Source organism: Streptomyces longispororuber, from assembly GCF_024448165.1.
GTDB lineage: Bacteria > Actinomycetota > Actinomycetes > Streptomycetales > Streptomycetaceae > Streptomyces > Streptomyces longispororuber_A.
Map to the genome: position 1 here is coordinate 23231 of NZ_JAMOLN010000063.1, position 21848 is coordinate 45078.

Genomic DNA, 21848 nt, shown 5'->3' on the forward strand with positions numbered 1-21848 from the left:
GGTCGGTCGCGGGACCCGCTCAGCCGAGCGGGTGGGCGGCGAGCAGGTCGCCGAGTGCCTCTTCGTGCGCGGCGGCCGGGCCGAGCGACAGCTCCAGGTGCTTGGCCCACGCGTGGTAGCGGTGCAGCGGGTAGTCCGTGTCGGCGCCGAAGCCGCCGTGCAGGTGCTGTGCGGTCTGCACGACGCGTCGTACGCCGTCGGACGCCCAGGTCTTGGCGACCGCCACGTCACCGGCGACCGGCAGGGCGCCCGCGGCACCGCTGCTGATGCGCCAGGCGGCCTGCCACAGGGTGGCCTCCATGGCCCGCAGATCGATGTAGCGGTCGGCGGCCTGCACGGCGACGGCCTGGAACGTGGCGATCGGATGCCCGAACTGCTCGCGCTTGCCCGTGTAGTCGCTGGTCATCTTGAGGACGCCCTCGCCGAGGCCGAGCGCGAGCGCGCAGGTGCCGGTGGCGAGCAGATCGTGCAGCCGGGGCCAGGCCGCCGCGTCCTCGATGACGTGCCGGGGATCGATGTGCACACCGTCCAGCCGCAGTTCGGCCAGCCGCTCGCCGGTCGTGGAGATCTGCTCGGCGACGGTGAGGCCGGGCAACTCCGACGCCTGCCCCGCGGCCGGGCCCGGGAGGATCGCGAGGACCGCGGAGCCGTCGCCGGTGTGGGCGGGCACGACGATCCGGTCGGCGCCGAACGCCCAGGGCACCGCCGTCTGCACCCCGTCCAGGATCCAGCCCGCGCTCGCGGTGTCCGTCTCGCACCGGGCCGTGACCGCGAGCTCGGCCGGGTCGTGCCCGGTGCGGCCCGCCGACGCCACGGTCAGGGCGAGCTCGCCGCGGCCCGCGCGGGGGAGGATCTCCTGCCTCAACTCCTCGTCGCCGTACGCCTGGACGGTCGCCGCCGCCGCGCTGTGCTCGAGGAGCGGGAGCCGGGCGAGGACCTTCGCGGACTCGCGCAGCACCAGGCACAGGGCGACGGCGTCCAGCCCCGCCCCGCCATGCTCCGGCCCGATCAGCAGGCTCAGCAGATCGGCGTCGGCGGCCTTGGCCCACAGCGCGCGGTCGAAGTCGTCGGCCACGGCGCCCGAGGTGAGCGAGGGGCTCGGTACGCCGTCGGGCGCCACCGGAGTGAACACCGCCTTGGCCGCCTCGACGGCCGCCTGCTGCTCCTCGGAGAAGGTGAAGTCCACCGGTCGTTCCTCCCGTTCCCACTGCCCACCAGGATCTGACGGACCGTCAAGATAGAGCAGGCGCTCCGAGAAGAGAACAGGTTCTACATGGCCGTGCTCAGCGGTCGAAGTCCAGCTCCACCTTCTCCGTGGTCGGATGGGACTGGCAGGCCAGCACGTAACCGGCCTCGGTCTCCTCCGGCTCCAGCGCGAAGTTGCGGTCCATGGCGATGGAACCCGAGACGAGGAAGGCGCGGCAGGTGCCGCACACGCCGCCCTTGCACGCGTACGGCGCGTCCGGCCGGTTGCGCAGCACCGTCTCCAGGAGGGACTCCCCGTCCTGCACCGGCCAGCTGCCCGAACGGCCGTCGAGCTGCGCGGTCACCGTGCTGTGCGCGGGCGCCGAGACCCCGCCCGGACGGGCCGGACGGACCGGTGCCGGGCCGTCGTCCACGTGGAAGATCTCCTCGTGGATGCGGTCACGCCGCACGCCCAGGCCCCGCAGTGCCCGCTCGGCGCCCTGCACCAGGCCGAACGGCCCGCACAGGAACCAGCCCGCCACCCGCTCCACCGGCAGCAGCGCGGGCAGCAGCTCCGCGAGCCGCTCCCGGTCGAGCCGGCCCGACGCGAGCCCGGCCTGCTGCTCCTCCCGGGAGAGCACGGTGACCAGCTGGAACCGGTCGGCGTACCGGTCCTTCAGGTCGGCGACCTCCTCCAGGAACATCGTCGACGCGGTGGTCCGGTCGCTGCGGATCAGGCAGAACCGGGCCTCGGGGGTGCGCTCCAGGAGCGTCGTCGCGATCGAGAGGACCGGGGTGATGCCGCTGCCGCCGACCACCGCGGCGTAGTGCCCGGGGGCCGGGTCGAGGGTGAAGCGGCCGGCCGGGGTCATCACCTCCAGCTCGTCGCCGACGGCGATCTCCTTGTGGGCGTACGTCGAGAACGCGCCGCCGTCCACCAGACGCACGCCGACCCGCAGCAGCCGCGGCGCCTCGTCGGCCGGAGCCGCGGAGCAGATCGAGTACGTGCGACGGATCTCGGCGCCGTCCGCGGTGCGGCGCAGGGCGAGGTGCTGGCCCGGTGCGTAGCGGTACGCCTCGCGCAGCTCGTCGGGGACGGTGAAGGTGAGGGCGACGGAGTCGTCGGTGAGCCGGTCGACCGCCGTGACCCGGAGCCGGTGGAACCGGGCCCTGGGCGTGCCCTGCGCCACCTCGGGAGTCGCCTCCTGGGTCATCGCAACTCCTTGAAGTGGTCGAAGGGTTCACGGCAGGCGAGGCAGCGGCGCAGCGCCTTGCAGGCCGTGGAGGAGAACCGGCTGAGCAGCTCGGTGTCGGTCGAGCCGCAGTGCGGGCAGGCGATCGCGTCCGTCCCGTCGGCCGGGTCCGTCCCGTCGGTGCCGCCCGGCCCGCCGGTGTGCCGGGTCGGGCCGAGGGCGACGGCGACCGGTCCGGCGGGCGCGCGCGTGGTGCGCGGCGGCGCGATGCCGAACTCCCGCAGCTTGCGGCGGCCTTCGGGCGTGATGTCGTCCGTCGTCCAGGCGGGGGAGAGCACCGGGCGGACGGTGACGTCGGGGACGCCGTGCTCGTGCAGGACCCGCTCGATGTCGGTCGACATGGCCTCGATCGCGGGACACCCCGTGTACGTGGGGCTCAGCTCGACCTCGACCCGGCCGGGGCCGAGCGTGTGCACGGCGCGCAGCACGCCCAGCTCGGTCAGGCTCAGGACGGGCAGCTCGGGGTCGGGCACCGAGCCGGCGATCCTGCGCAGCTCCGCCTCGAGCGGTGTCTCCCCGCCGGCGGCCTCGTGCGGGGCGCGGGCGAGCGTCACCATGACGCCCCCGGATGGCTGCGGTGCAGGTGCTGCATCTCGGCGAGCATCCGGCCGAACGACTCGGTGTGCAGGCCCTGCCGCCCGGCACCGGCGCTCCAGGCACCGGTCTGCGGGCCGTCGGGCACCGTCAGCGTGGCCTCGCGCAGCACCGAGGTCACCGTCGCGTGCCAACTGACCCGCATCTCCTGCCAGTTGACGGAGACTCCCGGGACGGGCTGGAACAGCTCGCCCGTGAAGCGCCACAGGGCGTCGACCGCGCGCTGCGTCCGGGCGTGGCTCTCCTCCGTGCCGTCGCCGAGGCGCAGCGTCCACTGCCGGGCGTGGTCCTGGTGGTAGGCCACCTCCTTGACCGCCTTGGCGGCCAGCGGCGCGAACTCCGATTCCCCGTCGGCCAGTTGGCCGTACAGCAGCTGCTGGTACACGGAGAAGAAGAGCTGGCGGACGATGGTGTGCGCGAAGTCGCCGTTCGGCTGCTCGACCAACTGCACGTTCCGGAAGGCGCGCTCCTCGCGGAGGTAGGCCAGCTCGTCCTCGTCGCCCGCCGTGCTCAGCAGGACGCGGGCCTGACCGAGCAGGTCGAGCGCGATGTTCGCCAGGGCGACCTCCTCCTCCAGGACCGGGGCGTGGCCCGCCCACTCCCCCAGGCGGTGCGAGAGCACGAGGGCGTCGTCGCCGAGGGCCAGGGCGGCCGCCGCGACGTCGGTCTGCACGGGCTGCGTCACAGGTGCTTCACCCCTTCCGGGATCTCGTAGAACGTGGGGTGCCGGTACGGCTTGTCCGCGGAGGGCTCGAAGAACGGGTCCTTCTCGTCCGGCGAGGAGGCGGTGATGGCCGCCGACGGGACGACCCAGAGCGAGACGCCCTCGCCGCGCCGGGTGTACAGATCCCGCGCGTTGCGCAGGGCCAGCTCCGCGTCCGGGGCGTGCAGGCTGCCGGCGTGGGTGTGGGCCAGGCCCCGGCGGGAGCGCACGAAGACCTCCCACAGGGGCCACTCCTGCCCGCTGGAGGTGCTGCTGGGGGTCTCGCTCATGCCGCCCTGCCTTCTTCCGTCGTGGCCTTGGAATGCTTGGCCGCGTGGGCCGCTGCGGCCTCGCGCACCCAGGCGCCCTCGTCGTGGGCGCGCCTGCGCTGGGTGATGCGCTGCTCGTTGCACGGCCCGTTGCCCTTGAGGACCTGCTTGAACTCCGTCCAGTCGATCGGGCCGAAGTCGTGCTGGCCGCGCTCCTCGTTCCACCGCAGCTCCGGGTCGGGGAGCGTCAGGCCGAGGGACTCGGCCTGGGGGACGCAGATGTCGACGAAGCGCTGCCTCAGCTCGTCGTTCGAGTGGCGCTTGATCTTCCACTCCATCGACTGCGCCGAGTGCGCCGACTCGTCGTCGGGCGGGCCGAACATCATGAGCGAGGGCCACCACCAGCGGTCCACCGCGTCCTGGGCCATCGCGTGCTGCGCCTCGGTGCCCCGGCTGAGCGCGAGCAGCAGCTCGTACCCCTGCCGCTGGTGGAAGGACTCCTCCTTGCAGATGCGGACCATGGCGCGTGCGTACGGCCCGTACGAGCAGCGGCACAGCGGCACCTGGTTCGTGATCGCCGCGCCGTCCACCAGCCAGCCGATCGCTCCGACGTCGGCCCAGGTCAGCGTCGGGTAGTTGAAGATCGACGAGTACTTCTGGCGGCCGCTGTGCAGCTTGTCGAGCAGCTCGTCGCGGCCCGTGCCGAGGGTCTCCGCCGCGCTGTACAGGTACAGCCCGTGCCCCGCCTCGTCCTGCACCTTCGCCATCAGGATCGCCTTGCGGCGCAGGGAGGGGGCGCGCGTGATCCAGTTCGCCTCGGGCTGCATGCCGATGATCTCGGAGTGGGCGTGCTGGGCGATCTGGCGCACCAGCGTGGCGCGATAGGCGTCGGGCATCCAGTCGCGCGGCTCGATGCGCTCGTCCGCCGCCACGGCCGCGTCGAACGCGGCCTGGAACCCGGCGGTGCCGTCCGGCCGCGCCGTCTGCTGCGGTGCTGCTGTCGCCATTCCAGGCCCCCTCGACCTCGGCTGTCCGGTTCACGGCCGGGCCCTGGCCCGCTCCCGACCGATCGTTCGGTTCGTCGGATTCAATGGTGGGGCGCGGCGCCGTAGGGTGTCAACCCTGAACGTCCCGGCCTGTGGATAACCGCAGGCATCTGTGCCGGGCCGCCGCTCCCCAGTACCGTTCCGTGCGTCGCAGCCGCGGGACGTCGACGCGGAATCGGTTCGGCGTCGGGCGCCGGACGCCGGATGGGCCAGAGGATCGAAGGACCGGGATCGGGGAGACCGATGGAGACGGAAACAGGCGCCGCGGACGAGGGCGCCCGTCCCCTGCCGGAGCGGGCGGTTCCGCAGTCGGCCGGGCCCGGCCTCGTCGATGCCGGATCCGGGTCCGGGGCCGAGCCCGCTGAGTCCGGTCCAGGGTCCGGGCCTGAGCCCGCTGACTCTGGACCTGAGCCTGAGCCTGAGCCCGCAGCCTCCGGTCCCGGGCCTGAGCCCGTAGCTTCCGGTCCCGGGCCTGAGCCCGTAGCTTCCGGTCCCGGGCCTGAGCCCGCCAGTCCCGGACCCGGGCCTGAGCCCGCCGGTTACGGGCCTGAGCCCGCTGATTCCGGGCCCCGACCCGGTCCCGGGCCTGAGCCCGCCGGGTCCCGGCCCGAGCCCGGACCCCGATCGGCCGATCCCGGTCCCCGTCCCCGACCCGAGCCCGCCCTGCCGCCGCCCACTCGCCCGGGCATCGCCGGGCTCTCCTTCCGGTACCAGGTGGTCGCGGCCCTCGCCCTCGCGATCGTCGCCGTCGGCGCCTGCTTCCACCTCGCGATGGTGTTCCTGCACGTCGCGCCCGCGAACACGGTGTCCAAGCAGCACGGCGCGCTGGTCGACGACTGGGTCTACCCGGAGTTCGAGCAGAACTGGAAGCTGTTCGCCCCCAACCCGCTGCAGCAGAACATCGCCGTGCAGGCCCGCGCCGAGCTGCGCACGCCCGACGGCGAACTGCGGCAGACCCGCTGGTACGACCTGTCCGCGCAGGACGGCGCCGCCATCGACGGGAACCTGCTGCCCAGCCACACCCAGCAGAACGAACTGCGCCGCGCCTGGGACGTCTACGTGGGGACGCACGACGCCCAGGACCGGCCCACCGGCCTGCGCGGCACGCTGTCCGAGCAGTACCTGCGCCGCATCCTCGTGCTGCGGCTGGCCCGGCTGGACGTCGGGGGCGGCAAGGACGTGATGGAGCGCGTCCAGGTCCGCTCCCGGTCCACCACGATCGAGCCGCCGAAGTGGAGTGACGAGAAGGTGAACCAGAAGCCGCTCTACCGGCAGGTGGCCTGGTGGACGGTGACCTCGCACGACGCGCCGCTCGACAGCGGCACGCGCGTGCGGGTGCTGGCCCCGACGGCCGGCGGTGCCCGGTGAGCCGCGTCGAGGTCCCCGTCACGGGACGTCTCGCCACCGGTGTCCAGCGGGTCACCGCGTCCGCGCTCGGCCCGTACCAGAGCGCCGTCATACGGATCGGGTTCTCCGCGACCTGGCTGCTGTTCCTGCTGCGCGAGTACCCGCACCGCCAGGAGCTGTACGGCCCCGACGGGCCGTGGAGCTGGGGCATGGCGCAGCAGCTCATCGCGGACAACGACGCGTTCACCGCGCTGATGTGGTCCGACGGCCGGGTGTGGTTCGAGTTCGTCTACGCGGCGGCCGTGCTCGCCTCCCTGCTGCTGATGCTGGGCTGGCGGACGCGCACCATGTCGGTGTTCTTCATGATCGGCGTGCTGTCGCTGCAGAACCGCAGCGTCTTCCTGGGGGACGGCGGCGACAACGTCATCCACCTCATGTCGATCTACCTGGTCCTCACCCGGTGCGGGCAGGTGTGGTCGCTCGACGCGCGGCGGGCCGCACGCGCGCGGGAAGGGCTGTTCACCGAGGACCGGGCCGGGCCCGTCCTGTGGTGGGTCGTGGGCCTCGCGCTCTCGGTGACCACGTTCATGGGCGACCTGAGCGGCGGCTGGGCGGCCTTCTTCTGGGGGCTGTGGGGCGTCCAGGGGGTGTGGTGGTACCTGAACCGCCGCGACCCGTTCGGCCAACCGCGCCTGCTGGGCGACGTCGTCGCGAACCTCGTCCACAACGCCGCCCTCCTGATGATCATGGTCGAGGCGTGCCTGATCTACGCGACGGCCGGCTGGTACAAGATCCAGGGCAGCCGCTGGCAGGACGGCACCGCGGTCTACTACCCGCTCCACCTGGACTACTTCTCGCCGTGGCCCGCCCTGGGCGACCTGCTCACCGCGTACGGCCCGATCGTGCTGCTCGTGACGTACGGGACGGTCGTCGTCCAGGTCGCCTTCCCGTTCACGGTCTTCAACCGGCGCGTGAAGAACGTCCTGCTGGCGCTGATGATGGTCGAGCACTCCGTCATCGCCGTGGTCCTCGGACTGCCCTTCTTCTCGCTCGCGATGATCGCCGCCGACGCGGTGTTCCTGCCGACGTCGTTCCTGAAGCGGATCGGCGGCCGGGCGGCACGCGCGCGTGGCCGCGTTCTCGCCCGTACGAGGCGTGCCGCGGTGCCCGGCCAGCGTCCGGCGGACGGCGTCGAGCCGCTGGCGGCTCAACCGCCCACGGCGCGAACGTAGGCTTCCTGCCATGAGCGGGACGGACACGGCGGACGGCATGCGGCACACCACCCCCGAGGGCGCCGTGCGCGACTGGCGGCGGCTCGCGGACACGGCGGTGCTGCTCGACGGGTTCCACGCGCTCAAGCACGCCGTGCGCTTCGACGCCGACGTCCCCGTCGCGCTCGCGGCCGACCGGGCGGCCACGCTCGCGCTGGCGGACGACCTGGCCCCCGACGTCGTACCGGAGCTGGCCGGGCTCCTCGTGGAGGTCCCGGGCGACGTGCTGCGCGGGCTCGTGCCGCGGCTGCACCCCACCGGGGTCGCCGCGCTCGCCGGGCGCCCCGCACGGGCCGACCACCTCGCCGCGCTCGGCGGGACCGGACGCACGACCCCGGTCGTCGTCCTCGACAACCCGCGCAACCTCGGCAACGCGGGCGCCGTCATCCGCCTCGCCGCCGGCTACGGCGCCACCGGCGTCGTCACGACGGGCAGCCTCGACCCCTGGCACCCCACGGTCGTCCGGGGCGGGGCCGGGCTGCACTTCGCGACCGCCGTGGAGCGGCTCGCGGTCGACGAGCTGCCGAGCGGCCCGCTGTACGCGCTCGACCCCGAGGGCGCCGACATCCGCGGCCTGAGGCTGCCGGACGACGCCCTGCTGGCCTTCGGGTCCGAGCGCAGCGGCCTGTCACCCGAACTGCGCGAGCGCGCCGACCAGTTGGTGTCCCTGCCGATGCGGCCCCAGGTGTCCAGCTACAACCTGGCCACCAGCGTCGGGATGACGCTCTTCCACTGGAGCGCGCACAGCACGCACGCGCCCCAGTAGATCTCCTGCCAGTGCCTCACACGGTCTCGCGGCGGACCTCGACCACGCGGAAGCGGTTCGCCACGAAGGCCCCGTCGCACAGGGCCGCGTTCGCCGCGGGGTTGCCGCCCGAGCCGTGGAAGTCGGAGAACGCCGCCGTCTGGTTCACGTACACCCCGCCCGTCAGGTTGAGCGACAGCTGGGCGCACTCCTCCAGGCAGACCTCCTCGACGGCCTGCGCCACCTCCTCGGAGGTGGTGTACGCGCCGACCGTCATGGCGCCCTTCTCGCGCACCGTGCGCCGCAGCAGCTCCACCGCGTCCTGAGTGGAGTCGACGGCGACCGCGAAGGAGACCGGGCCGAAGCACTCGCTCATGTAGGCGGCCTCCGCGTCGGGCTTGGCGCCGTCCAGCTTGACCATCACCGGGGTGCGCACGACGGCGTCGGGGAAGTCCGGGTTGCTGATCTCCCGGGTGGGGAGGGCGACTTCGCCGAGGCCCGCGGCCGCGTCCAGGCGGGCCTTCACGTCCGGGTTCACCAGGGCGCCCAGCAGTGCGTTCGCCCGGGCGTCGTCGCCGAGGAGGCCGCTGACCGCCTGCGCGAGGTCCGCGACGACCTCGTCGTACGACTTCGGGCCCTCGTCCGTGGTGATGCCCTCGCGCGGGATCAGCAGGTTCTGCGGGGTGGTGCACATCTGGCCGCTGTACAGGGACAGCGAGAACGCCAGGTTCGACAGCATGCCCTGGTAGCGGTCGGTCGAGTCGATCACGACCGTGTTGACGCCGGCTTTCTCCGTGTAGACCTGCGCCTGCCGGGCGTGGGTCTCCAGCCAGTCGCCGAAGGCGGTCGAGCCCGTGTAGTCGATGATCTTGATCTCGGGGCGCACGGCCAGGGTCTTGGCGATGCCCTCGCCGGGCCGCTCGGCCGCCAGCGCCACCAGGTTCGGGTCGAAGCCCGCCTCGGCGAGGACCTCGCGGGCGACCTGGACGGTGAGCGCGAGCGGCAGCACCGCGCGCGGGTGGGGCTTCACGAGCACCGGGTTGCCGGTCGCCAGGGAGGCGAACAGGCCCGGATACCCGTTCCACGTCGGGAACGTGTTGCAGCCGATCAGCAGCGCGACGCCGCGCCCGACCGGCGTGAACTCCTTGGCCAGCACCAGGGGGTCGCGCTTGCCCTGGGGCTTGGACCACTCCGCGGTGTCGGGGGTGCGCACCTGCTCCACGTACGCGTACGCCACGGCTTCGAGGCCGCGGTCCTGTGCGTGCGGGCCGCCGGCCTGGAACGCCATCATGAAGGCCTGGCCGCTGGTGTGCATGACCGCGTGCGCGAACTCGTGCGTCCGCGCGCCGATCCGGGCCAGGATCTCCAGGCAGACCACCGCGCGCACCTCGGCGCCCGCCTCGCGCCACGCGCGCATGCCCGCGCGCATGGCCGGCAGCAGGGTGTCGACGTCGGCGTGCGGATAGGTGATGCCCAACTCGATCCCGTACGGCGAGACTTCACCCCCGACGAAGTCGTCCGTGCCGGGCTGGCCCAGGTCGACGCGGGTGCCGAGCAGTGCGTCGAAGGCGGCCTTGCCCTCCGGCATGCTCAGGCTGGGCCGCCCCTCGGTGTCCCCGTACGCCTTGGGGTGCTCGGGGTGGGGGGACCAGTAGGCGCGGGTGCGGATCGTCTCCAGCGCCTTGTCGAGCGTCGGCCGGTGCTGGGCGATCAGGTCGTGGGCGGTCAGGTCGGCGGCCATGGCGGACCAACTCCTCGTCGGCAGCGGCTCTCCGTCGAGCCGCAGAGCTGGGGCGGGACTGGGGCAGGGCTGGGCAGGGACGAGCGGACAGAGTTAGAGTAACCGAACGATCGGTCGGGACAAGGGGGTGCGGAGAAGCTGTGGAAAACCGGCTCAATGAGCCCCGCGCCCGCGCGGTGCCGCCGGGTGCGGGAGGATCACCGGCATGACAGCACATGAGCGTCTCGTGGGCGTGGTGGGCACCGGCACCATGGGCCAGGGCATCGCCCAGGTCGCCCTGGTCGCGGGGCATCCCGTCCGGCTGTACGACGCTGTTCCCGGCCGGGCGAAGTCGGCCGCCGAGGCGATCGCCGCCCGGCTCGGCCGGCTCGTCGAGAAGGGCCGGATGTCCGCGGACGAGCGGGCGGCCGCCGTCGGCCGTCTCGCGCCCGCGCAGACGCTGGACGAGCTGGCGGACGCGGCCCTCGTCGTCGAGGCCGTCCTGGAGCGGCTGGATGTCAAGCAGGCGCTGCTGCGCGACCTGGAGGCCGTCGTCGCGGACGACTGTCTGCTCGCCACGAACACCTCGTCCCTGTCCGTCACGGCGATCGGCGGGGCGATGCGCCTGCCGGGACGTTTCGTCGGACTGCACTTCTTCAACCCGGCGCCCCTGATGCCGCTGGTGGAGGTCGTCTCCGGCTCCGCCACCGACGTCACCGCGGCCACGCGCGCGTACGAGACCGCACGCGCCTGGGGAAAGACCCCCGTGGCCTGCGCCGACACCCCCGGCTTCCTGGTGAACAGGATCGCGCGGCCCTTCTACGCGGAGGCGTTCGCGGTCTACGAGGACCAGGGCGCCGAACCGGCGACCATCGACGCCGTGCTGCGCGAGAGCGGCGGCTTCCGGATGGGGGCCTTCGAACTGACCGACCTCATCGGCCAGGACGTCAACGAGGCCGTGACGCGCTCCGTGTGGGAGGGCTTCTTCCAGGACGTGAAGTTCCGGCCGTCGCTGGCCCAGCGCCGGCTGGTCGAGGCCGGGCGCACCGGCCGCAAGTCGGGCCAGGGCTGGTACGCGTACGGGGAGGGCGAGGAGCGCCCCGAGCCGCGCACGGAGGCCCCCGCCGACCAGCCCGCCTACGTGGTCGCCGAGGGCGATCTGGGGCCCGCGCGCGAGGTGCTCGCCCTCATCCGCGAGGCGGGCATCGAGGTGCGCGAGGAGGACGAGGACAACGGCACGCGCCTGGTGCTGCCCGGCGGCGGCCAACTCGCCCTGGCGGACGGGCAGACGTCGATCGAGTACCGGGACGTCGTCTACTTCGACCTCGCGCTCGACTACCGCAAGGCGACCCGGATCGCGCTGGCCGCGGCCCGGGACGCGAACCAGCGCACCGTGCAGGAGGCCGTCGGCCTCTTCCAGGCGCTCGGCAAGGACGTCAGCGTCATCGGGGACGTCCCGGGCATGATCGTCGCCCGTACCGTCGCCCGGATCATCGACCTGGCGCACGACGCCGTCGCCAAGGGCGTGGCCACCGAGGAGGACGTCGACACCGCCATGCGGCTCGGCGTGAACTACCCGCTGGGACCCATCGAGTGGAGCCGCAGGCTCGGCAAGAACTGGGCGTACGCCCTCCTCGACGACCTGCATCTGCGCGATCCCTCCGGGCGCTACGCGCCGTCCCTGGCGCTCTATCGCCACTCGTACGCCCCCGACAAGCGGGAGGGCTCCGCATGACCACAGCACGACGTGACCCCGCCGTACGGCGCGACACCTACACCCCCGACAGCCTGCTCGCGGTCGCTGTGACCGTCTTCAACGAGCGGGGCTACGACGGCACGTCCATGGAGCACCTCTCCAAGGCGGCGGGCATCTCCAAGTCGTCGATCTACCACCACGTGACGGGCAAGGAGGAGTTGCTGCGCCGCGCCGTCAGCCGTGCGCTGGACGGCCTCTTCGGGATCCTCGACGAGGAACCCGCGCGCGTGGGACGCGCGGTGGAGCGCCTGGAGCACGTCACGCGGCGCATGGTCGAGGTGCTGACCGCCGAACTGCCCTACGTGACGCTCCTGTTGCGGGTGCGCGGCAACACGGGCACCGAGCGGTGGGCCATGGAGCGCCGCCGGGAGTTCGACCACCAGGTCGCCGCGCTGCTCAAGGCGGCCGCGGCCGACGGGGACGTGCGCAGCGACATAGACGTGCGGCTCGCCACGCGCCTCGTCTTCGGGATGATCAACTCGATCGTGGAGTGGTACCGGCCCGACGGCGGCGGCCTCGCCGACCGCGAGGTGGCCGACGCCGTCGTGGAACTGGTCTTCCAGGGCCTGCGCAAAGAAGGCTGACGGGCCGGCCGCACGCCCTCCGACAGGCCCTAGGCGTCCGGCTCCAGGTCCTCCTCCTCGAAGACCAGCAGCGTGCGGGTGCTGAGCACCTCGGGGATGGCCTGGAGCTTGGTGAGGACGAGTTCGCGCAGGGCGCGGTTGTCCTGTGTGTGGACCAGGATGAGCACGTCGAAGTCGCCGCTGACCAGCGCGATGTGTGAGGCCTCGGGCATCCGGCGCAGCTGGTCGCGGACCGTGCGCCAGGAGTTCTGGACGATCTTGAGCGTGATGTACGCGGAGGCACCCTGACCGGCCCGCTCGTGGTTGACGCGGGCGCCGAAGCCGCGGATCACGCCGTCGTCGATGAGGCGGTTGATCCGGGCGTACGCGTTCGCCCGTGACACATGGACACGCTCGGCCACCGAACGTATCGACGCCCGGCCGTCCTTCTGCAGCATCTGCAGGATGTCGCGGTCGATGGCGTCCAGTGGACGGGCCGCGGGGTCGTAGCCGCCGGATTCCGGACCCCCGGAGCCGTCGGCCATTTGTTCAGATGCCATGTGCCCCCGCCTCCTTACCATGGACGTACTGCATTCATCTCAGGCTGTGGAGAACCGTTTGTCCACAGCCTGGAGGTGCCTGTAGCCAAAATGTGCCGACGACCGAACAATCGGTAGGTGAGGCGCATCACATCCGACGCGCCTTCACAGCCACTCCCACGAGGAGGTGCCGTCATGACGGTCATGGAGCAGCGGGCCACCCGCGGCGCCGGCGCACCGACGCCGCCGCCCGCCTGGCAGCCCCGCACGGACCCCGCGCCGCTGCTGCCCGACGCGGAGCCCCATCGGGTGCTGGGCACCGACGCCGCCGCGGACGCCGATCCCGAGCTCCTGCGCCGGCTCTACGCGGAGGTGGTGCGCGGCCGGAGGTACAACGCGCAGGCGACCGCCCTGACCAAGCAGGGCCGTCTCGCCGTGTACCCCTCGACGACCGGCCAGGAGGCCGCCGAGGTCGCCGCGGCGCTCGCCCTGGAGGAGCGCGACTGGCTCTTCCCCAGCTACCGCGACACCCTCGCCGCCGTGGCCCGCGGCCTCGACCCCGTCCAGGCCCTGACCCTGCTGCGCGGCGACTGGCACACCGGCTACGACCCGCGCGAGCACCGCATCGCGCCGCTGTCCACACCGCTGGCGACGCAGCTCCCGCACGCCGTGGGCCTTGCGCACGCCGCACGGCTCAAGGGCGACGACGTGGTGGCGCTCGCCATGGTGGGCGACGGCGGGACCAGTGAGGGCGACTTCCACGAGGCGATGAACTTCGCCGCCGTCTGGCAGGCGCCGGTCGTCTTCCTGGTGCAGAACAACGGGTTCGCCATCTCCGTGCCGCTGGCCAAGCAGACCGCGGCGCCGTCCCTGGCCCACAAGGCCGTCGGGTACGGGATGCCGGGCCGGCTGGTCGACGGGAACGACGCGGTGGCGATGCACGAGGTCCTCACCGAGGCCGTCACCCGCGCGCGCGGGGGCGGCGGTCCGACGCTGATCGAGGCCATCACGTACCGGATGGACGCGCACACGAACGCCGACGACGCGACCCGCTACCGCAGCGACGCCGAGGTCGAGACCTGGCGCGCGCACGACCCGATCCTGCTCCTGGAGCGGGAGCTGACGGAGCGCGGACTCATCGACGAGGCGGGGATGCAGGCCGTGCGCGACGACGCGGAGCGGATGGCGGCGGCCCTGCGCGAGGCCATGAACCAGGACCCGGTGCTGGACCCGATGGACCTGTTCACCGACGTGTACGCCGAGGAGACCTCCCAACTGCGGGAGCAGGCGGCCCAGTTGCGGGCCGAGCTGGAGGCCGAGGCCGAGGCGTCCGAGGGATCGCAGGAAGGGGGCGGGGAATGACCACCGTCGCCGCCAAGCCGGCCGCCAAGCCGGCGACCATGGCGCAGGCGCTCGGCAGAGCCCTGCGGGACGCCATGGCCGACGACCCGACCGTGCACGTCATGGGTGAGGACGTGGGCACCCTCGGCGGTGTCTTCCGGATCACCGACGGGCTCGCCAAGGAGTTCGGCGAGGACCGCTGCACGGACACGCCGCTGGCCGAGGCCGGCATCCTCGGCACCGCCGTCGGCATGGCGATGTACGGCCTGCGGCCCGTCGTGGAGATGCAGTTCGACGCGTTCGCCTACCCGGCCTTCGAGCAGCTGATCTCGCACGTCGCCCGGATGCGGAACAGGACGCGCGGCGCCATGCCGCTGCCCATCACCGTCCGCGTGCCCTACGGCGGCGGCATCGGCGGCGTCGAGCACCACAGCGACTCCTCCGAGGCGTACTACATGGCGACGCCCGGCCTCACCGTCGTCACGCCCGCCACGGTCGCCGACGCGTACGGGCTGCTGCGCCGCTCGATCGCCTCCGACGACCCGGTCGTCTTCCTCGAACCCAAGCGCCTCTACTGGGCGAAGGACTCCTGGAACCCCGAGGCGCCGACGGACGTCGACCCCATCGGCACGGCGGTGGTCCGCCGCCCCGGGACCAGCGCCACGCTCATCACGTACGGGCCGTCCGTGCCCGTCTGCCTGGAAGCGGCCGAGGCGGCCCGCAGCGAGGGCTGGGACCTCGAAGTGGTCGACCTGCGCTCCCTGGTGCCGTTCGACGACGCGACGGTCGCCGCGTCCGTGCGCCGCACCGGGCGGGCGGTCGTGGTGCACGAGTCGGGCGGTTTCGGCGGGCCGGGCGGGGAGATAGCCGCGCGCGTCACCGAGCGCTGCTTCCACCACCTGGAGGCGCCGGTGCTGCGGGTGGCCGGTTTCGACATTCCGTATCCGCCGCCGATGCTGGAGCGGCACCATCTCCCGGGAGTGGACCGGGTGCTGGACGCCGTGGCGCGGTTGCAGTGGGATCAGTGAGAGTGGGACCGGTGCAGGACGGCGGGGAAGGGACGGTGCGCTGATGGCACGGGTTCTGGAGTTCAAGCTGCCCGATCTCGGGGAGGGGCTCACCGAGGCGGAGATCGTGCGATGGCTGGTGCAGGTCGGTGACGTGGTCGCCGTCGACCAGCCGGTCGTCGAGGTGGAGACGGCCAAGGCGCTCGTCGACGTGCCGTGCCCGTACGCGGGCGTGGTCACGGCCCGCTTTGGTGACGAAGGGTCCGAACTGCCGGTCGGCGCACCGCTGCTGACGGTGGCCGTCGGGGCGGAGGACGCGGCTCCCGTCGCTGCCGGGGTGTCCGGGGCTGCCGGTGTCGCCGGTGCCGGGTCGGAGAGTCCCGAGAAGGCCGAGAAGGCCGAGAAGACTGAGAAGTCGGAAGGCTCGGGGAACGTGCTGGTGGGGTACGGGACCGCCGCCGCTCCGGCGCGGCGCAGGCGGGTCAGGGCCGCGGCGGCCGAAGCGGCGGCCACGCGCCCGACGGCCCTGCGCGAGCCCGTCGCGCCGCCCGTCCGCCCCGACCGGCCCGCCGGTCCCGTCCCGGTGATCTCCCCGCTCGTCCGCAGGCTGGCCCGTGAACACGGGCTCGACCTGCGGGAATTGACGGGTTCCGGCCGGGACGGGCTCATTCTGCGGGCGGACGTGGAGAGCGCGATGACGGCCCGCGCCGAGGCGCCCGCCGCGGCACCCGTATCAACGACATCCGTATCCACGACACCTGCACCGGCCCCCACGGCGCCCGCTCCCATGACAGCCGCCCCGCAGGGTCACCGCACGCCCCTGCGCGGCATCCGGGGCGCCGTCGCCGACAAGCTGTCCCGCAGCCGGCGCGAGATCCCCGACGCCACGTGCTGGGTGGACGCCGACGCCACCGAACTCATGCACGCGCGCGTGGCGATGAACTCCGCGACCGGCCCGTCCGCCGGGCCGAAGATCTCCGTCCTGGCGCTGCTCGCCCGCATCTGCACGGCGGCCCTGGCCCGCTACCCGGAGCTGAACGCCACGGTGGACATGGAGCGGCGCGAGATCGTGCGGCTCGACGAGGTGCACCTCGGGTTCGCCGCGCAGACCGAGCGCGGGCTCGTCGTCCCCGTCGTACGGGACGCCCACGCGCGCGGGGCCGAGTCGCTGAGCGCCGAGTTCGCGCGGCTCACCGAGGCGGCGCGGACCGGGACGCTGACGCCGGGCGACCTGACCGGCGGCACCTTCACGCTGAACAACTACGGGGTGTTCGGGGTCGACGGCTCCACGCCGATCATCAACCACCCCGAGGCCGCCATGCTCGGCGTCGGCCGGATCACCCCCAAGCCATGGGTCCACGAAGGGGAGTTGGCGGTCCGCCAGGTCGTCCAGCTCTCCCTCACCTTCGACCACCGGGTGTGCGACGGGGGCACGGCGGGCGGCTTCCTGCGCTACGTGGCGGACTGCGTGGAACAGCCGGCGGTGCTGCTGCGCTCGCTCTGACCGCGGGCGGCGGCCGGACCGCCGCCCGCGGATCATCCGCGCCGCCACCCCCTCGGGGGTGGCAATGATCCGCAGTACGCCCATACTCGGGGGATGACCGAAGCCGTCGGGCAGCCCGAGCAGCGCCGTTCCCCGACCGACCGCGCGCTCGGCGCCGCGGGCCGGGGCGGCGACGCCTACGACGCCCTGGTGCTCGCCGGAGGCGCCGCACGCCGCCTCGGGGGCACGGACAAGCCCGGCGTCCGGGTCGGCGGGCGGGCGCTGCTCGACCGGGTGCTCGCGGCCTGCGCCGGAGCCCGCGCCACGATCGTGGTCGCCGAGCCGCGGCCGACCGCGCGCCCTGTCGGCTGGGCCCGCGAGGAGCCGCCCGGCGGCGGACCGCTCGCCGCGCTGGACGCGGGAGTCCAGGCCCTGAGCACGCCGGTGGACGAGCCGCCGAACGGGCCGCCGAGCGGGCCGGGTGGCCGGGCCACGGTCCCCGACCTGGTCGTCGTGCTCTCCGCCGACCTCCCGTTCCTGGCGGAGCGCACCGTACGGCTGCTGCGCGACACGCTGGACGGGACGACCGCCGACGGGGCGCTGCTCAGCGACGCCGACGGCCGGGACCAACCCCTTGTCGCCGTCTACCGGAAGACCGCGCTGCAGCGGGTACTCGGCGCCCTGAAGGCCGAACACGGGTCGCTGAGCGGGCTTCCGCTGCGTCTGCTCACCCGCGATCTGCACCTCACCCGCATCACCGACCCCGTCGATCCCGTCGCGTCCTTCGACTGCGACACCTGGGACGACATCGCCGCCGCTCGGTCACGGATCAGGGAGCATGGGCACGTGTTGGACGAATGGATCACCGCAGCCAAGGACGAACTGGGCATCGACCTGGACGTCGACACCGGCGTCCTGCTCGACCTCGCCCGCGACGCGGCCCACGGGGTCGCGCGCCCCGCGGCGCCGCTGACGACGTTCCTCGTCGGATACGCGGCGGCGCAGGCGGGCGGCGGCCCCGAAGCCGTCGCGGCCGCCGCGGCGAAGGCCGTCGCGCTCGCCGACCGCTGGGCGAAGGAGGCCGAGTCCGGGGCCGGGCCCGGCGGCGCCGCGCCGGACGCGGGATGAGCGGCGGCAACGGGCGGGCGGCGCAGGCCGACCCGCTCGACGGCGACGTCGACGAGGCGCTCGCCCTCGCGAACGACAACCGGGGCCGGGGACCGGCCGCCGCCGGTGCCCCCGCGCCGGGCCGGCAGGCGCAGGACAGCGCGGACCGGGTCCACGAGACGCCCGGCCGGGGCCCGGTTCCCGGGGCGCAGGCCGCCGCCGGCGCCGACCGGCCGGCGGACCGGCACCGGGCGACGCCCTGGCCCGAGGCCCGGCGGATCGCCGCCCGGGCAGGTCGCCACGCGGCGGAGCACCGGGCCCGCACGGCGCCGGCCCCCGAGCCTGCGGAGACGCAACTCCCGCTCCCGGACGGCCTCTTCACGGCCTCCGACGGCGGCGCCGCGGCAGCGTCCGACGCCCCGCGCACCCCGCGCGGGGCGACCCGGCTGCCGCTCGACCGGGCGCTCGGGCTGATCCTCGCCGCCCCGCTGACCGCCCTCACCGATCTGCCGTCGTTCGACACGTCCGCGATGGACGGCTGGGTGGTGGCCGGTCCCGGCCCCTGGGCCGTCCGCGACGAAGGCATCCTCGCCGGGCACGGCCGGCCCGCGCCGCTGGCCGACGGCGAGGCCGCGGCGATCGCGACCGGCGCCCGCATTCCCGCGGAGACCACCGCCGTCATCCGCAGCGAGCACGGACACCTCGACGGCAAGGGCCAGTTGCACCCGCTGCGCGACGTCGCGCACGGGCAGGACATCCGGCCGCGCGGCCAGGAGTGCCGCAGCGGCGACCTGCTGCTGCCGGCCGGCGCGCTGGTCACCCCGGCCGTTCTCGGACTCGCGGCCGCCGCCGGTTACGACGAGCTGGTCGTGGTCCCGCGGCCGCGGGCCGAAGTCCTCGTCCTCGGCGACGAGTTGCTCACCTCGGGGCTCCCCCGCGAGGGCCTCATCCGGGACGCGCTCGGCCCGATGCTGCCGCACTGGCTGCGCGCGCTCGGCGTCGAGGTGATCGCCGTACGCCGGCTCGGTGACGACGCGAAGGCGCTGCTCAAGGCCGTTCGCGGATCCAAGGCCGACCTCGTCGTGACCACCGGCGGCACCGCTTCGGGCCCCGTCGACCACGTCCACCCGACCCTGCGCGCGCTCGACGCGGAACTCCTCGTGGACGGCGTCAAGGTCCGCCCCGGCCACCCGATGCTGCTCGCCCGGCTCACCGGGGGACGGCACCTGGTCGGACTGCCGGGCAACCCCCTGGCGGCCGTCTCCGGCCTCCTCACCCTCGCCGAGCCCCTGCTGCGCGAACTCTCCGGGCCCGCCCAGTACGGCTCCGCCCCCAGCACCTCGGCCGGGTCCGGCTTCGCCCAGGACGCCGGCGCCCCCCTGCACAGCCCCGTCCACGGGCACCCGCACGACACCCGTCTGGTTCCCGTCGTGCTGCGTCAGGACGACGGCAGCGGCCACGACTGGGCGGTTCCGCTGCACTACAACGGCCCGGCGATGCTGCGCGGGGTCGCCGCCGCCGACGCGCTCGCTGTCATCCCGCCCGGTGGCGCCAAGGAGGGCCAGGAGGTCGAGATCCTCGATCTGCCATGGTCGTGGAGCGCGGGAAACCCTGGAGCCACAGGGAGTCCCGGGCCCAACTCCGCGGGCAACGAAGGGTGTTTCACGTGAAACTGGCCGGCCATGACGCCATCGCGCGCCAAGCCGACGAGAAGACCGCGACCTACCGGGTGAAGCTGCCCCGGCGGATCGTGGAGCGTCCGCTGCGTCAGGTCGCCCGGCGGGTCCTGATGGCGCTCGGCGTGCTCGTCCTCACCGCGCTCCTCGTGTGGTTCGACCGCAGCGGATACAACGACAACTCCGACGGCAGCGTCGACCTTCTCGACGCCTTCTATTACGCGACCGTCACCCTCTCCACCACCGGATACGGCGACATCACGCCGGTCAGTGACGGGGCGCGTCTGACCAACATCTTCGTCATCACGCCACTGCGTGTGCTCTTCCTGATCATCCTGGTCGGCACCACGCTCGAAGTCCTCACCGAACGGACCCGGGAGGAATGGCGCCTGAACCGCTGGAGGTCCAACTTGCGTGACCACACCGTCGTCGTCGGCTTCGGCACCAAGGGCCGCAGCGCGGTGGAGACCGTCTGTGCGACCGGCCTCAAGCCCGAGCAGGTCGTGGTCGTCGACCCCAGCAGCAAGGTGATCGACGCGGCCAACGCCCATGGCTACGCGGGCGTCATGGGTGACGCCACGCGCAGCGACGTCCTGCTGCGCGCCGAGGTGCAGCGGGCCCGCAAGATCATCATCGCCACGCAGCGGGACGACACCGCGGTCCTGGTGACGCTCACCGCACGCCAGTTGAACCGCAGCGCGAAGATCGTCGCCGCCGTGCGCGAGGAGGAGAACGCGCCGCTGCTGCGCCAGTCCGGCGCCGACGCCGTGATCACCAGCGCCAGCGCGGCCGGCCGGCTGCTCGGTCTGTCCGTGCTCAGCCCGCACGCGGGCATGGTCATGGAGGACCTGATCCAGCAGGGCAGCGGTCTCGACCTGGTCGAACGGCCGGTCATAAAGGCCGAGGTCGGGCTGAAGCCGAAGGAGGTCGACGACCTGGTCGTCAGCGTCGTCCGCGGGCACCGCGTGCTCGGCTACGACGACACGGCGATCGGCACGCTCCAGCTGACGGACCGGCTGATCACGATCGTGCGGGTCACACCGACGACGCACGTCGCACCGGACTCCAAGCCGTTGCCGCAGGACTGACCCGGCTCCGGGGGGCGTACGGGAGTAGCCTCGCGCCCATGTATGCGATCACGATCCCGGAACCCGGCGGACCCGAGGCGCTCGTCTGGGCGGAGGTCCCCGACCCCGTACCCGGCGAGGGCGAAGTCCTGGTCGAGGTGGTGTCCAGCGCCGTCAACCGCGCCGATCTGCTCCAGCGGCAGGGCTTCTACAACCCGCCGCCCGGCAGCTCCCCGTACCCCGGTCTGGAGTGCGCGGGCCGCATCGCCGCAATCGGCCCCGGCGTGGCCGGCTGGTCCGTCGGGGACGAGGTGTGCGCGCTGCTGGTGGGCGGCGGCTACGCCGAGAAGGTCGTCGTCCCGGCCGGGCAGCTGCTGCCGGTGCCGCAGGGCATCGACCTCGCCACGGCGGCCGCGCTGCCCGAGGTGACCTGCACCGTCTGGTCGAACGTCTTCATGATCGCCCACCTGCGGCCGGGCGAGACGTTCCTGGTGCACGGCGGCTCCAGCGGCATCGGCACCATGGCGATCCAGCTGGCGAAGGCCGTCGGCGCCAAGGTCGCGGTCACCGCGGGCACCAAGGAGAAGCTCGACTTCTGCGCCGAGCTGGGCGCGGACATCCTGATCAACTACCGCGAGCAGGACTTCGTCGAGGAGATCCGCGAGAACACCGCGGGCAGCGGCGCCGACGTCATCCTCGACAACATGGGCGCCAAGTACCTGAACCGCAACGTCGACGCCCTCGCGGTCAACGGCCGCCTCGCCATCATCGGAATGCAGGGCGGCATCAAGGGCGAGCTCAACATCGCCACGCTGCTCGGCAAGCGCGGCGCGATCACCGCGACCACGCTGCGGGCCCGCCCGCTGGCCGAGAAGGCGTCGGTCGTCGCGGCCGTGCGCGAGCACGTGTGGCCGCTGATCGAGGGCGGCCACGTGCGGCCGATCGTGGACCGCACGCTGCCGATGAGCGACGCGGCGCAGGGCCACCGGGTCCTGGAGGAGTCGGGCCACATCGGCAAGGTCCTGCTGACCCTCCCGTAACGGCGACGGGGCGGCGGCTCAGCGGCGCAGCCGCAGCGCCAGGAACGCGATCCCGCACCCGGTCAGCAGCAGCCCCGCCCCCAGCGGCAGCACGTTCACCAGCGGCCCGGTCCCGCGCGGCACGACGGCCTGCCGT

General features: G+C 73.4%; 20 protein-coding genes. 12 read left to right on the top strand and 8 right to left on the bottom strand.

Going from position 1 to position 21848, the window contains the following annotated elements:
* Window positions 1–19: 19 nt before the first annotated feature.
* From M4J07_RS19185 to paaA, 6 genes are all read right to left on the bottom strand, one after another.
* Window positions 20–1186, bottom strand: coding sequence for an acyl-CoA dehydrogenase family protein (locus tag M4J07_RS19185; protein WP_255973497.1), 1167 nt, complete (start codon window positions 1184–1186; stop codon window positions 20–22).
* A 97-nt stretch (window positions 1187–1283) separates the two neighbouring features.
* Window positions 1284–2399, bottom strand: a complete 1116-nt coding sequence (paaE, locus tag M4J07_RS19190) for a 1,2-phenylacetyl-CoA epoxidase subunit PaaE (protein WP_255973498.1) — start codon at window positions 2397–2399, stop codon at window positions 1284–1286.
* Window positions 2396–2995, bottom strand: a complete 600-nt coding sequence (gene paaD, locus M4J07_RS19195; RefSeq protein ID WP_255973500.1) for a 1,2-phenylacetyl-CoA epoxidase subunit PaaD — start codon at window positions 2993–2995, stop codon at window positions 2396–2398. Before paaD ends, paaE begins: the two co-directional genes overlap by 4 nt.
* Window positions 2989–3717 (bottom strand): 1,2-phenylacetyl-CoA epoxidase subunit PaaC, encoded by a 729-nt coding sequence (gene paaC / locus M4J07_RS19200; protein WP_255973501.1) that lies wholly within the window; start codon window positions 3715–3717, stop codon window positions 2989–2991. The genes paaD and paaC overlap by 7 nt, the downstream gene beginning before the upstream one ends.
* Window positions 3714–4025, bottom strand: a complete 312-nt coding sequence (paaB, locus tag M4J07_RS19205; protein ID WP_255973503.1) for a 1,2-phenylacetyl-CoA epoxidase subunit PaaB — start codon at window positions 4023–4025, stop codon at window positions 3714–3716. Before paaB ends, paaC begins: the two co-directional genes overlap by 4 nt.
* Window positions 4022–5011 (bottom strand): 1,2-phenylacetyl-CoA epoxidase subunit PaaA, encoded by a 990-nt coding sequence (gene paaA / locus M4J07_RS19210; RefSeq protein ID WP_255973505.1) that lies wholly within the window; start codon window positions 5009–5011, stop codon window positions 4022–4024. The genes paaB and paaA overlap by 4 nt, the downstream gene beginning before the upstream one ends.
* A gap of 324 nt (window positions 5012–5335) precedes the next feature.
* Here paaA and M4J07_RS19215 point away from each other — a divergent pair, with 324 nt between their 5' ends.
* From M4J07_RS19215 to M4J07_RS19225, 3 genes are read left to right on the top strand one after another with little or no spacing between them, the layout of a single operon-like run.
* Window positions 5336–6418 (top strand): DUF5819 family protein, encoded by a 1083-nt coding sequence (locus M4J07_RS19215; protein ID WP_255973536.1) that lies wholly within the window; start codon window positions 5336–5338, stop codon window positions 6416–6418.
* Window positions 6415–7629, top strand: a complete 1215-nt coding sequence (locus tag M4J07_RS19220; protein ID WP_255973507.1) for an HTTM domain-containing protein — start codon at window positions 6415–6417, stop codon at window positions 7627–7629. The genes M4J07_RS19215 and M4J07_RS19220 overlap by 4 nt, the downstream gene beginning before the upstream one ends.
* A 10-nt stretch (window positions 7630–7639) precedes the next feature.
* Complete coding sequence (locus tag M4J07_RS19225; protein ID WP_374215059.1) at window positions 7640–8434, top strand: TrmH family RNA methyltransferase; 795 nt, start codon at window positions 7640–7642, stop codon at window positions 8432–8434.
* 16 nt (window positions 8435–8450) lie between these two features.
* Here the strand turns inward: M4J07_RS19225 and paaN are convergent, their stop codons facing one another.
* Entirely contained in the window at window positions 8451–10154 is a 1704-nt protein-coding gene (gene paaN / locus M4J07_RS19230; RefSeq protein ID WP_255973509.1) for a phenylacetic acid degradation protein PaaN, read from the bottom strand.
* A 205-nt stretch (window positions 10155–10359) separates the two neighbouring features.
* Here paaN and M4J07_RS19235 point away from each other — a divergent pair, with 205 nt between their 5' ends.
* Both M4J07_RS19235 and M4J07_RS19240 read left to right on the top strand, forming a co-directional pair.
* A complete protein-coding gene (locus M4J07_RS19235) occupies window positions 10360–11868 on the top strand; it encodes a 3-hydroxyacyl-CoA dehydrogenase (RefSeq protein ID WP_255973511.1) in 1509 nt (502 codons plus the stop codon).
* Window positions 11865–12473, top strand: a complete 609-nt coding sequence (locus tag M4J07_RS19240; RefSeq protein WP_255973513.1) for a TetR/AcrR family transcriptional regulator — start codon at window positions 11865–11867, stop codon at window positions 12471–12473. The genes M4J07_RS19235 and M4J07_RS19240 overlap by 4 nt, the downstream gene beginning before the upstream one ends.
* A 29-nt stretch (window positions 12474–12502) precedes the next feature.
* Here the strand turns inward: M4J07_RS19240 and M4J07_RS19245 are convergent, their stop codons facing one another.
* Entirely contained in the window at window positions 12503–13012 is a 510-nt protein-coding gene (locus tag M4J07_RS19245; RefSeq protein WP_255973515.1) for an Lrp/AsnC family transcriptional regulator, read from the bottom strand.
* 174 nt (window positions 13013–13186) lie between these two features.
* Between M4J07_RS19245 and pdhA the strand changes: the two genes are divergently transcribed.
* The 7 genes from pdhA to M4J07_RS19280 all read left to right on the top strand — a co-directional run bounded on the left by pdhA (window position 13187) and on the right by M4J07_RS19280 (window position 21712).
* Window positions 13187–14353, top strand: a complete 1167-nt coding sequence (gene pdhA, locus M4J07_RS19250; RefSeq protein ID WP_255973517.1) for a pyruvate dehydrogenase (acetyl-transferring) E1 component subunit alpha — start codon at window positions 13187–13189, stop codon at window positions 14351–14353.
* The gene (locus tag M4J07_RS19255; protein ID WP_255973519.1) at window positions 14350–15360 is read left to right on the top strand and encodes an alpha-ketoacid dehydrogenase subunit beta; all 1011 of its coding nucleotides are present in this window, start codon (window positions 14350–14352) and stop codon (window positions 15358–15360) included. The genes pdhA and M4J07_RS19255 overlap by 4 nt, the downstream gene beginning before the upstream one ends.
* Window positions 15361–15403: 43 nt before the next feature.
* Entirely contained in the window at window positions 15404–16843 is a 1440-nt protein-coding gene (locus M4J07_RS19260) for a dihydrolipoamide acetyltransferase family protein (protein ID WP_255973520.1), read from the top strand.
* A 93-nt stretch (window positions 16844–16936) separates the two neighbouring features.
* Window positions 16937–17950, top strand: a complete 1014-nt coding sequence (locus M4J07_RS19265) for a DUF6457 domain-containing protein (RefSeq protein WP_255973522.1) — start codon at window positions 16937–16939, stop codon at window positions 17948–17950.
* The gene (locus M4J07_RS19270; RefSeq protein ID WP_255973524.1) at window positions 17947–19599 is read left to right on the top strand and encodes a molybdopterin molybdotransferase MoeA; all 1653 of its coding nucleotides are present in this window, start codon (window positions 17947–17949) and stop codon (window positions 19597–19599) included. Before M4J07_RS19265 ends, M4J07_RS19270 begins: the two co-directional genes overlap by 4 nt.
* Window positions 19596–20693 (top strand): potassium channel family protein, encoded by a 1098-nt coding sequence (locus tag M4J07_RS19275; protein WP_255973525.1) that lies wholly within the window; start codon window positions 19596–19598, stop codon window positions 20691–20693. Before M4J07_RS19270 ends, M4J07_RS19275 begins: the two co-directional genes overlap by 4 nt.
* 38 nt (window positions 20694–20731) lie before the next feature.
* Window positions 20732–21712, top strand: coding sequence for an NAD(P)H-quinone oxidoreductase (locus tag M4J07_RS19280; protein WP_255973527.1), 981 nt, complete (start codon window positions 20732–20734; stop codon window positions 21710–21712).
* The last annotated feature ends 136 nt before the right edge of the window (window positions 21713–21848 follow it).